8 protein-coding genes are annotated in these 11700 nt (G+C 46.5%); 4 read left to right on the top strand and 4 right to left on the bottom strand.

The genetic code is table 11. The features are described 5' to 3' along the window. Positions 1-74: 74 nt before the first annotated feature. From MYF79_RS22085 to MYF79_RS22075, 3 genes are all read right to left on the bottom strand, one after another. On the bottom strand, positions 75-2804 hold the full coding sequence (locus tag MYF79_RS22085) for a glycoside hydrolase family 78 protein (protein ID WP_247810006.1): 2730 nt from the start codon (positions 2802-2804) through the stop codon (positions 75-77). Positions 2805-3131: 327 nt separating this feature from the next. Continuing rightward, entirely contained in the window at positions 3132-4142 is a 1011-nt protein-coding gene (locus MYF79_RS22080) for an SDR family NAD(P)-dependent oxidoreductase (protein ID WP_247810005.1), read from the bottom strand. A gap of 627 nt (positions 4143-4769) precedes the next feature. Beyond that, on the bottom strand, positions 4770-5513 hold the full coding sequence (locus MYF79_RS22075; RefSeq protein WP_247810004.1) for a hypothetical protein: 744 nt from the start codon (positions 5511-5513) through the stop codon (positions 4770-4772). A gap of 349 nt (positions 5514-5862) precedes the next feature. Here MYF79_RS22075 and MYF79_RS22070 point away from each other — a divergent pair, with 349 nt between their 5' ends. Beyond that, a complete protein-coding gene (locus MYF79_RS22070; protein WP_247810003.1) occupies positions 5863-7815 on the top strand; it encodes a M1 family metallopeptidase in 1953 nt (650 codons plus the stop codon). Between the two features lie 66 nt (positions 7816-7881). On the opposite strand, the gene MYF79_RS22065 is transcribed toward MYF79_RS22070, so the two are convergent. Next, positions 7882-8376, bottom strand: coding sequence for a hypothetical protein (locus MYF79_RS22065; protein WP_247810002.1), 495 nt, complete (start codon positions 8374-8376; stop codon positions 7882-7884). Positions 8377-8686: 310 nt separating this feature from the next. On the opposite strand from MYF79_RS22065, the gene MYF79_RS22060 reads away from it, so the two are divergent. The 3 genes from MYF79_RS22060 to MYF79_RS22050 all read left to right on the top strand — a co-directional run bounded on the left by MYF79_RS22060 (position 8687) and on the right by MYF79_RS22050 (position 11504). Further along, on the top strand, positions 8687-9484 hold the full coding sequence (locus tag MYF79_RS22060) for a DUF1080 domain-containing protein (protein WP_247810001.1): 798 nt from the start codon (positions 8687-8689) through the stop codon (positions 9482-9484). Positions 9485-9652: 168 nt separating this feature from the next. Beyond that, entirely contained in the window at positions 9653-10888 is a 1236-nt protein-coding gene (locus MYF79_RS22055; RefSeq protein ID WP_247810000.1) for a vWA domain-containing protein, read from the top strand. A gap of 52 nt (positions 10889-10940) precedes the next feature. Beyond that, a complete protein-coding gene (locus MYF79_RS22050; RefSeq protein WP_247809999.1) occupies positions 10941-11504 on the top strand; it encodes a hypothetical protein in 564 nt (187 codons plus the stop codon). The last annotated feature ends 196 nt before the right edge of the window (positions 11505-11700 follow it).

Below are 11700 nucleotides of genomic sequence, written 5' to 3'. Positions count from 1 at the left end.
TGCAACAAGGATTGAAAAACAAGTGGCCCCGCAATTGTACGACAATTGCGGGGCCACTTGTTTTTAATACCGGCTTACAGCGCCGTTGTAAAATGGTATTTACCTGACCCTATTTCAAACAAGGCCTGGTCTTTATCATTATTCAGGAGTTTTATATCTTTCAGTTCGCTGACAGCTTTCCCGTTCTCCATTACGGTACCACCATTTTTTACCGGCACATAAACAGTCGCAGTTGTATTTGCCGGTACCTCCACATCGAGTATAAACTGTCCGTTCTGCAACTGCCAGGACGATTTAATCTGTCCATAATAAGTCTGCAGGGTACCGCTTGCCTGCGTAAGCGAGCCACCGGGACGTGGGCGGATAATGATCTGGCGGTAGCCTGGTGCATCTTCTTTTGTATCAATGCCGGTGATCACCCTGTACATCCAGTCGCCGATAGCGCCATAAGCATAGTGATTGAACGAGTTCATACTGGCATTTTCAAAGGTGTGATCCGGCTTTTGTCCATCCCATCTTTCCCAGATGGTTGTAGCGCCCATTTTAACGGGGTATAACCAGGAAGGATAACTCTCTTGCAGTAGCAGGGTATAGGCTACATCCAGATGCCCGAAACGGCTTAAAACATGGCATAAATAGGGCGTGCCCAGGAAGCCTGTTGTAAGGTGGTTATTATAGCTTTTGACATTTTCTACCAGGCGGAGGGCAGCCTGCTCCCGCAGATCTTCCGGTAACATATCAAAGTTCAATGCCAGCACGTAAGCTGTCTGGGTGCTGGATACCAGGCGTCCGCTGGGGGTAACGTATTCCTTCATGAACGCCGCCTTGATACGTTGCAGCAGGGCAGTATATTCGGCCACATCAGCCGTTTTACCCAATACCTGTGCTGCATTGATGAGCAACTGTGTGGAATGGGCATAGTAGCATTGTGTAATAAGATATTTATCAGTAACGGCAGCGCGTCCGTCCAGGTCATCATCGGGATGATAGAACAGCCAGTCGCCGAAGTGGAAGCCGGAATTCCAGAGGTCCTGCTGACTTTTACCACGAATATATTCCACCCATGCTTTCATGCTGGGATATTGCTGTTCCAGCAATCGCCTGTCGGCGTAGGCCAGGTACATATTCCAGGGAACGATAGTAGCCGCGTCGGCCCAGCCGGCGGAGCCCATGTCGGATGGTCCCAGTACATTCGGAACAACGAAAGGAACGCTGCCGTCGGCACGCTGGTCGGCCGCTACATCTTTCAGCCATTTGGCGAAGAAATTATTCACCTGGCGATTGTATGCTGCTGTCCGGGAGAAGGCCTGGGCATCGGCGGTCCAGCCAAGTCGTTCGTCACGTTGCGGGCAGTCTGTTGGAACATCGAGGAAGTTCCCGCGCTGGCCCCATTGAATATTGTGCTGCAACTGGTTGATCAGCTGATTGGAGCAACTGAATTCGCCGGTGGCAGGCATATCGGAATAGAGCGCGTAAGCGGTAAAATTGTCCGGGCTTATTTCACCGTTAAAGCCTGTTACCTTAACATAACGGAAACCCTGGAACGTGAAGTGGGGCTCAAAAAGCTCGGTACCGTTCCCTTTGAAGATGTAAGTGTTTTTTTGCCTGGCCAGACGGAGGTTTTCAGTGTAGAAGTTCCCGTTCTTATCCAGCACTTCTGCATGTTGAAGCACGATGCTGTCGCCCGCATTACCCCTGATCCTTACCTGTACCCATCCCACCAGGTTCTGTCCGAAGTCCATCACTTTCTCGCCGGCCGGGGTAGTAAATATCTTTATCGGTTTGAATGGCTCATGCCTTTTTACCGGTTCATTTATGGTAGCGATCAGGTTACTTTTATTATTATCGCCGCTTAGCTGAACCCCTGACCAGGTATGGTCGTCATAACCGGGATCAGACCAGCCTTCCTTTTCCTTCCTGGCATCGATGGTCTCTCCATGGTAGATCTCAGAATAGAGGATACTGCCGGTGGACGATTTCCAGCTGTTGTCGGAGCTGATCACTTCTTCCGTACCATCAGTATATTGGATGTTTAACTGGAACAGCAGTGCTGTTCTGGCGCCATAGTGATTCTTACTGTTTTCCCATACCAGGTGACCGCTGTACCAGCCAACGCCCAATGTTACGCCAATTGCGTTGGCGCCCTGGCGAAGCAGGTTGCTTACGTCATACTGCTGGTATTGTAACCTTGTCCGGTAGCTGGTCCAGCCGGGAGTGAGAAGGGCATCTCCAACGCGCTGACCATTAATACGCGCCTCATACATACCCCGGGCGGTGATATAGGCTGTGGCAGACTGTATTTTTTTGGAGGCCTGGAATGTTTTACGGAACAGGGGACTGGGACGTGAAACGCTATCCTGTATGAACCCCGGTTCTATCCAGCTGGCTTTCCAGTCGCCCGGCTGCAGCAATCCCATTTGCCATTCCGCTACGGGGCTCCATCCCGAAGCCTGTCCCTTATCGTCCCATACCCTGACCTGCCAGTAATACTTTTTACCGGAAGAAAGAGGATTGCCTCCGTATGGTACGTGAACGGATTGATCGGCGCTTACCTTACCGCTGTTCCATACCAGTCCTTTACCCTGGCTGAGCGATTTTGAGGAGGTACCGACACGTAGTTCGTATGCTGACTGGTGGATATTCCTCCGGTTACCCGATAACTGCCAGCTAAGCAGGGGCTGAGATACGTCGATACCGGTCGGATTAATGCGGTTTTCGCAGAGCAGGCTGTTTACCTGGGTTTGGCCCAGGGCGCCGGCAAAAAAGTTAAAGAAGATAAGGCACAAAAGCACCAGTTTTTGCATAACGCGAAATTTTGGTTAATAATCTGAGGGCTAAATATAAAGAATGGCCGTTTTTAACTGTCCTGTACTTTCATAGTGGTGGCGATAAGGTGCTGGCTACGGCGGTAATGGTGAATGATTTAATGACCTGTACAAGCTGAAATATAGAAAAGGAAGACCCAAAAATAAAAGCAGGCGCAGGAAATCGCCTATATGCCTGACAATCTCAATCAGGTATCCGAATAAAAAAGGGCTATATACAGCCCCTTTCTTATTCAGTATTATGCGATAACAACGAAGACACTTTTCTCATACCATCAGTAATAACCCTATACCAGAAGAATACATTTACTTTTGCCCCTTCCGTTGTCTTTTCTCCTTCTTTTCCCTTGCCCGTACACCGTCATCAATACCTCTTCCCGTTGGCATCGGGTGATAAATAGCACCTACAGTATCCGGTACCGGCGGGCCGGCCTTTATCTGGTAGTGGTGGGCCACGTTGGCAGAGATCCGCTCTGTAAGCCTGGGGAAATGGCGATGTAACATTGATATGCTGTGTGCTTTCCAGCCCACGGGCACTTCCCGGCGGGGACGAAGCGACTTACGGAGTACTGCGTTCACGATCTTTTGTGGTGGGTCCAGTAATGCCATCGAGGGAGTGCCGCCGGTATAGTTGGCCGAATGTCGCCAGAAAGGAGTATCGGCTGCCCAGGGCTCGATAGTGACTACTTTTATGCGTGTATATCCTGCAATACGCAGCTCCTGGCTGAGTGCGAGGCTTAGGCTTCTCACCCCCGCCTTTGACGCTGCGTAGGCGGCCTGGTAGGCTAATGGCACCTCGCTGTCGACAGAGCCCATGTTGATCAGCGTGCCATAACCCTGTTTGCGGAAGATGTCTATAGCTGCATAGCTCGCGTTAACAAAGCCATTGAGATTAACGTCAATAACCCTCACCTGGTCGGCGGGAGGCGTGTCCCAAAATTTCCCGATGGTAGCAATGCCTGCCATATTGATCCAGACGTCTATCTTGCCATATGTTTTAACAGCTGTATCAGCGAGGTGCTTTATATCTTCCGGTTTTGAGATGTCGCAAGTCACAACCAGGGCAGACCCTCCATATTTCCGGATAGTATCCGCTATTTCATGTAGCAGATCTGTTCGTCTTGCAGCAATAACAACACGTGCCCTATACCTTCCCAACTGCTCTGCAACACCGCGTCCAAAACCGCTTGATGCACCCAGTATTACAAAGGTCTTTTGCGCAAGTTTATGCTGGCCGGATTTCCCCGGCTTCCAGGTATTACAGCTGGCCAGCGTGCAGATGCATGCCAGCAGAAAGAGGAGTGGAAATTTGCTCATAAAACATCAGAATACATGGAATAGTAGCCAATTACATACCATGGGTGAACAATACGCAGGTGGATATGCGATTGGCAGCCGGATAAGGCATTAATTACACCTAGCATGTATGTTTGTCAACACTTCTTTCCCCGCAGCCTGGTTGAAGCGCTTAAATGGCTTCCTGGCATAACTTCTGTTCCCGCATAGAGAAATATCATTATTATGAAAATTATCGGAACAAAGGCGCACGGGTATCTTGACTACATCGTGGCTATACTGCTGATTGCGGCGCCGATGTTGTATGGTTGCCGCACCTGATTGTGGGTATATTCGAGATAGGTGCCGCCTGGATGACGAAGATAGTACCTGATGGGAAAGTGAAGAGTTTTGCGAGTATGTAGGCATTCGCCCGAAAAAGAACGCTGGCCGGGGAATAACACCGCCGCCGGGATCAGAACAGTGAGCGTGAAGTACTGTTCCGGAAGAAAGGGACAGGGAGCATTAAAAGGGATAAGATGAATACTAAAGCCTCCTGCTGACAGTGAGGCTTTAGTATTTTTTGTTTTATTATGCAAAACACCTTACAGTGGGTAGCTTACCCCGCAACCGGGTTAGCGACTGCTGATCTATGTGGGCGTGTTGTTGTCAGTAACGCTTTACTACACGGAACAGGAAACGTTCAGGTTCACCTTCCACCCCTGAATCTTTCATTTTCTTTTTGAGCATATCTGATTTCCAGTAGGCATGTGCCTTGGCGCTGTCTGTTAATGCGGCTACCACCACTACTTTGTGGTTATCGTCTACATCGTGACCGTAGGCCCTTACCATTAAACCATTATCTAATCTATCCTGTTTGCCTTCTTCGAATGCTTTCTGCCAGGCATCCCAGTCTTTCACTTTAAACATAGCACTGGACCGGAGGTCTGTACTCAGCTGTGCTGTGTCCTGATATACCATGGTAATATAATTAAAGGTCGGGGTGCCCATAACACCGCCCTTTTTCATGGCTTCTTTCAGGCTGGCGTCTTTGCTAAATGCTTTTGCTTTGTCCATATCCTCCACTTTTACCGCCACCAGTACCATGTTCGGATCCTGTACGCCACGGCCCACTACATAGTTATGTATTTTACTGGCCAGGCGTGCGGAATCATGCCCTTCATAGGAGGGCAGCCATTTTTCGAAACTGCTGACCTTGAATTTTGCAACCATCATACTTTGGGGGGTTGTAACAACAGTATTGGTTACAGGTGCCACTTCAGCGGTTGGCGTAGTGGTGTCCATTGCGGTGGTGTCTGTGTTGGTTTTCTCTTTGCCCCCGCCACCACAGGAGGTCAGTAAACCTATCACAGTTGCATAAACGAGCATACATGAGAATCTTAACTGCTTCATCGATTTTGGTTTTTTAAAATTAAAAAATAGGTAGAGAGGAGGGGTAATTACTAGGTAGATAATGAGTAATAAAGTTAAATTATATTAATTTAATGGCCGAATTTTTATTTACCTGTGTGAACGATGTCAGGATGCCGTTTTTTTCATTGGGTGAAGCGATGGATGGGGCTTTGCCGGTGAAAAAAAATATTGTAGTTTACCCGGATTGAACGTCCCCGGATCAGGATTCCGCCGTCCGGGCTGTCATTGAAATGCGCTGGCAGGTGAACAATGAGATGATGAACTGCTTTCCGTATAGAAGAGAGGCTGAATGCTTGTTTTCCGATAATATTCATAACCTGATTACAACATGTATAAGCGTTTTGCAAAAATTGCCGCCATCACTATCCTCGTTTTTACCGGTCACATATCACGTAGTCAATCCAGGTATCATCCGGCTACATTATTCCCCGCACTCCCCTTACTGCCGCCGGGCAATGAGTACCGCACAGCCACCGGAGAACCAGGGCCCGCCTATTGGCAGAACCAATCTGATTATGTATTGGATGTAACGTTGGATGACCATAAAAATGTTATTAAAGGGACGGCAACGATTACTTACACGAACAATAGTCCGAAGGCGCTTTCTTCTTTGTGGCTGCAGCTGGACCAGAATGTCTACAAACATGATTCCAGGGGGATCCTGTCGGGGTTATTTCAGTATAAGGATGCTGAAAAAAAAGTAGCCGATGGTGGATTTCAGATTGAAGATGTAAAACCCGCCGGCGCTTCTGCAGGCAGTATTACCTATGATGTTTACGATACAAGAATGAAGTTGTCGCTGTCACAACCGCTGCAAAAAGGTCAGCAGTTAACTTTCCGGATACAATACAGTTATCTCTTCCCGGTCAATTATAAGAATGCGGATTTCCAGGTGAACAGAACGGATATTATGCCCTCGAAGAATGGTGATATTTATGCTGTAGCGCAGTGGTATCCGCGGATGTGTGTCTTAGATGATGCAGAAGGCTGGAATACCCTACCATATCTTGGCAACGGTGAGTTCTATCTTGACTTCGGTAATTTCCAGGTGAATATCACCCTGCCTTCATCCTACCTTGTAGAGGCCTCCGGCGATCTGTTGAATCCTGAGGAAGTGTTGACGCCTGTTCAACTCAAACGGTGGCAGGCTGCCAAAGCTGGTTCAGACCCTGTGTTTATCAGATCGGCAAAAGAGGTGGCGGAAGCTTCTTCCCGGCCAGCGAAACCAACATGTACCTGGAAGTTTAAGATGGACCGCACCAGGGATTTCGCATGGACAGCATCTAAATCATTTATATGGGAAGCGTCCTCATTCAGCCTGGGAAACGGGAAAAAAGTAATGGGTAGTTCTTTGTACCCCCTGGAATCAGACAAGCCGAATAGCTGGGCAAGGTCTGGCGAGTACATTAAATTCACCCTGCAGCACTTTTCAGAAAAATGGTTTACATATCCATTCAATAAGGCGGTCAATGTTGCATCCAACCTGGATGGTATGGAATATCCCGGTATCGTGTTCTGCTCCGCGAGAGACACAGGTAACATCTACTGGGCCGTTGTAAATCATGAATTGGGGCATACCTGGTTCCCTATGGTAGTCGGCAGTAATGAGCGAAAATATGCCTGGATGGACGAAGGGTTCAACCTCTTTATAGATAATATCGCAACAAAGGAGTTTAACAAAGGTGAGTTCAGGGGATATGCGGAGATTGACATGCCTGTTACAGCTCTTTTTGCCGATTCATTATTACCTATTTTAAGCAGGCCTGACATAACTCCCGGTAACCAGGTGTATAATGTCCAGTACCAGAAAGTAGCATATCTGCTGGCCTTGCTGCGTAATGAAATTGTTGGCGTCAAACGTTTTGACGCAGCTTTCGGGAAATATATCAACGACTGGGCATATAAACACCCTACGCCATGGGACTTTTTCAGAAGTATGAACGCTTCAGTAGGGGAAGACCTGACCTGGTTCTGGAAGTCCATGTTTATGGAGAACTTCAGGCTGGACCAGAAGATCGCTAAAGTTGAGAATAGTGGCGGGAACAAGACCATGGTGACTATCGAGAATATTGAAAGGGCGGCCATGCCTCTTTTGGTAGACATTACGTACGTGAATGGCATACACGAGCGGAGGTCTTTTCCCATAGAGATATGGCAGTATAATACGGCTTATACCTTTGCGGCTGACAGGAATGAGACTGTTTCCAGGGTTGTTATTGATCCCGACCAGGTTTATCCGGATGTAGACAGAAGTAATAATGTGTATGAGTTGAAGAAATAAACGTGGGACAGTCTGAATGGTGAATTCCGTGACTTGTATTGAATGTCCGTCACCGGCAGATCCTCGTCAGCGCCAATTGTCCAGGACTTTCCTTTTCAGCTGCCAGTCAGTCATATTCCCATTTATAATGATTGTTTTTCTTTTCTGGCTCACGGAGATAATGGTACCCACGGTAGCGCCGATCGCAAGACCGCTTAATGCACCTGTAGCAATGTCATCGCCGGGAGAGCTCTCGTACCCCAATCCTCCCCATACATCCTCACTGGCTTGTCCTGTTGCCAGGCCAAGAATAGCACCCGATACTACGCCAATAGTTGCTGCTATAGCGATGGCATGACCAAATGTTCTTTTGGTTTTGATGGTGCCGATGTCTCTCAGGGGAACCTCAGTCTGTGTCTTATGACCCTGAAGTATGATGGAGGTGTCTGTGGTGGCCGTGAAATCGCCTTTGGCAATCAATTGCCCCTGTTGGTCGTAAATCCGTATAAACCGTTTTTGGGCCGCTATGGGGCTTACGCTACAGAGCAGCAGGAGCAGCAGCAGGTAATAGTTCTTTTTCATCGCAAAAATTTATAGGTTGATCTGATAATTTCTGCAAAGCGCTGTTGTAAAACGGGGTTTAAATAAGATGGGATGTTTGGTGCTAAGAGCTGGTTATAGGGAGAAAAGTTGGATCAAAGGTACGGGAGTTCCGGCAACTGTCCATATTTAATTTAATGGTGATTTCCCTGGTGTATTATGTCACAACGTTGGCGGTGTTACCCGACCGGAATATTAATCGATGACAGGATACCTGAGCGGTGGGTTACCAAAGAGAAATGAAAAAGCAATAATTTCTGTTTATATTTAGGTTTAGCACTTATTTTCCGTTATGATAAACACATTACGAATGCTGGCTTTCCTGCTGCCGGCTGTCATCTTTCAGTATGTTGCCCGGGCGCAGGAGCAATGGACGCCGTTATTTAATGGTAAAGATATTAATGACTGGATCGTAAAGATCCACCATCATGAAACCGGTGATAATTTTGGTAATACCTTCCGGGTGCAGGACAGTACTATACAGGTGCGCTATGATCAATACGGTAATTTTAATGAGCAGTTTGGACACTTGTATTATAAAGTTCCCTTTTCTTATTACCATCTGAAACTGGAGTACCGTTTTACGGGAGAATGGGTGAAAACAGCGCCTTCTTATACGATGCTTAACAGCGGATTGATGTATCATTCGCAGGATCCCCGTACTATGCCCAAAGAGCAGGATTGGCCTATTTCTATCGAAATGCAGTTCCTGGCGGGGCTGGACGACGGAAAACCCAGACCTACGGGTAATATGTGCTCTCCCGGTACACATATCGTATATGAAGGAAAACTGGATACCCGGCATTGTATAAACTCCAGTTCAAAGACCTATGGTAAGGACGAGTGGATACAGGCAGAACTGATCGTGCTGGGAGATTCGCTGATCACACATATTATCAACGGCGACACGGTATTGAGGTATTCGAAACCACAAATAGGCGGACCAGTGGTGAACGGATTTGACGCTACGCAGAAGCAGGACGGGAAATTGCTGAGTAGCGGATTTATTGCCCTGCAGAGTGAAGGACAACCGATAGATTTCAGGAATATCAGGATACTGAACCTGGAAGGTGTGTTCCGGAAAGAATAAGAACAGCGTTAAAGTTTGATCTTGTATCCACAAAAAGATGTATTTCTTCAATTCAGCAATTGCATGAAAATCAAGCTGTTTTTTCTTTTAAGATATTCTTAACAACTGCATTTATGGAAATCTGATTTTCAGGGAATCCTGTTAGGTATCACCTAAAATCAACTTTTCATGAGCCAGAGAATTCTCTTTCCTATTCTGACAATTGTTGGAGCCTCATTGTTTACCAGTAACTTTAATCCTTACACGCAGAAAAACAGTATTACAGACCGGCGATCTATAACAGTGCCGGCGGATACTGCTTTGGATAAGGTGCAGGATAAACGCAATACCACTCAGGCTAAAATCCAGATAGTATTCGCTTTAGATGCCACGGGCAGCATGAGTGGCCTGATAGGCGCTGCAAAGGAGAAGATATGGTCTATTGCGGGCAGTCTTGCGCAGGCTGAACCGGCGCCCGTAATTGAGATGGGATTATTGTTTTACCGCGACAAAGGAGATGTATTTGTCACCAGGAAGGTCGCTTTATCCAGCGACATAGACGACGTATATGCAAAACTGATGCAGATAGCGGCAGAAGGTGGGGGAGATGAGCCGGAGAGCGTGAACCAGGCCCTGTATGAGGCAGTGACAAAATTTAGCTGGGATACCGCTTACAATACGTATAAAACAGTATTCCTGGTGGGGGATCGTGCTCCGCATATGGATTACCAGGACGATATAAAATACCCGGTAAGTTGTGGGCTGGCTAAAAAAAGGGACATTGTATTAAATACGATCCTGATGGGGAACGACAGTAAGGCAATGCGTATATGGAAGGAGATAGCGGCATGCAACCAGGGTAGCTATGCACAGGTAGGGATGGATGCCAATGATATAGAAGTGAACACCCCGTATGATGAGGCGATTGCCGATCTGTCAGACAAGTTGGATAATACCAGGATTTATTATGGCAGTGCAAAAGAAAAGTCAGCTGCATATGAAAAAGTATCCAACAGCAAAATAATTGCCAGTGGAACCAAAGCGAACGTAAAGGCGCAAAGGGCAGAGTATAATTCAACCAAAGCGGGTAAAGTTGCATACTATGGTCAGAAAGAACTGCTGGAGAGTTATAAAGACAAATCAGTAAGCCTTGATTCTATAAAAGAAGAGGAATTGCCTGATCTTATTAAAAACATGACAGCTGCACAGCGGAAGGTATTCCTTGAGCAAAAAATAGCTGAGAGAGATAGCCTCAACAGGGAACTGGTCAAATTCACCAAACAGCGGCAGGAGTATATAGAGAAAGATCTGAAAAGCCGCGAAGCTGCGAGCGTAGATAGCTCGTTTACAAACAGGATATACAAAAGCATACAGAAGCAAACTGAAAAGAAGAATATCCACCTGAAGGCCAATGCCAAGTTTTAGAGGCCTATTGGGCATCTGAACAGTACCCGATCACAAACATAAAGACTATAAAATGAAACATATTGTTATCCTATTTCTCTCAATACTAACAGTTTCTGCCTATGGACAGGATAAATATAATTACCTTTATTCGGGCAGACTGATGGAACTTAAAGGGACTGAATACGTGGTGTCAAAAGTTGAAAACTGGGGAAAAATGCTTGCAGTTAAGAGTCAGTATCTCCTGTTCGTTAATACCGAAAATGGTCAGATGAAACGGGTTGATTTTCCTAAAGACGCAAGTCTGCATCACGTTGAGCAGATCAAAATAGATAGTTTACAGATTAACAAGGTGCTCGTAACGGCGAAAACCGTAAATCTTGATAACAACAAGCATATTGACTGGGACGATCCCACTCAGATTCTTGTAGTTTCTCCGGATGGGAAGGATGTTGTACAGTTGACCGATGATAATTTTTTTGCGCGTGATTGGGTGATCAATAATAAAACAGGAAATATCCTAATTACGGGGCATTTTGATAGCAACAATAATGGGAAGTATGATAAGGCTGATGTGTATAAGATATTATTGTATAGTCTACGAAACTTGAAATTGGTAGCAGAAGTGCAGCAATAAGTTTCTGCATATGTGTGTCTCTAGAAGAGAGGAGGACCCGAAAAGCAAAATAAGCACCTTAGGGGCGCTTCGATATTGGCAAACTTTATAAGTATCTGAATGAAACGAGGCAGTATCATACGATGATATTGCCTCGCTTTATATGCCATCATGTTTGAAATGTTACAGGAAAACTCCTGTCCTGGTATCTCCTTTA

Source organism: Chitinophaga filiformis (assembly GCF_023100805.1).
Taxonomy (GTDB): domain Bacteria; phylum Bacteroidota; class Bacteroidia; order Chitinophagales; family Chitinophagaceae; genus Chitinophaga; species Chitinophaga filiformis_B.
This window is presented reverse-complemented; position numbering and strand designations above follow the sequence as displayed.

Bases quoted from the DNA above. Each gene is read 5' to 3' on its own strand.
- MYF79_RS22085 (WP_247810006.1), bottom strand. From the start codon at position 2,804: ATGCAAAAACTGGTGCTTTTGTGCCTTATCTTCTTTAACTTTTTTGCC.
- MYF79_RS22080 (WP_247810005.1), bottom strand. From the start codon at position 4,142: ATGAGCAAATTTCCACTCCTCTTTCTGCTGGCATGCATCTGCACGCTG.
- MYF79_RS22075 (WP_247810004.1), bottom strand. From the start codon at position 5,513: ATGAAGCAGTTAAGATTCTCATGTATGCTCGTTTATGCAACTGTGATA.
- MYF79_RS22070 (WP_247810003.1), top strand. From the start codon at position 5,863: ATGTATAAGCGTTTTGCAAAAATTGCCGCCATCACTATCCTCGTTTTT.
- MYF79_RS22065 (WP_247810002.1), bottom strand. From the start codon at position 8,376: ATGAAAAAGAACTATTACCTGCTGCTGCTCCTGCTGCTCTGTAGCGTA.
- MYF79_RS22060 (WP_247810001.1), top strand. From the start codon at position 8,687: ATGATAAACACATTACGAATGCTGGCTTTCCTGCTGCCGGCTGTCATC.
- MYF79_RS22055 (WP_247810000.1), top strand. From the start codon at position 9,653: ATGAGCCAGAGAATTCTCTTTCCTATTCTGACAATTGTTGGAGCCTCA.
- MYF79_RS22050 (WP_247809999.1), top strand. From the start codon at position 10,941: ATGAAACATATTGTTATCCTATTTCTCTCAATACTAACAGTTTCTGCC.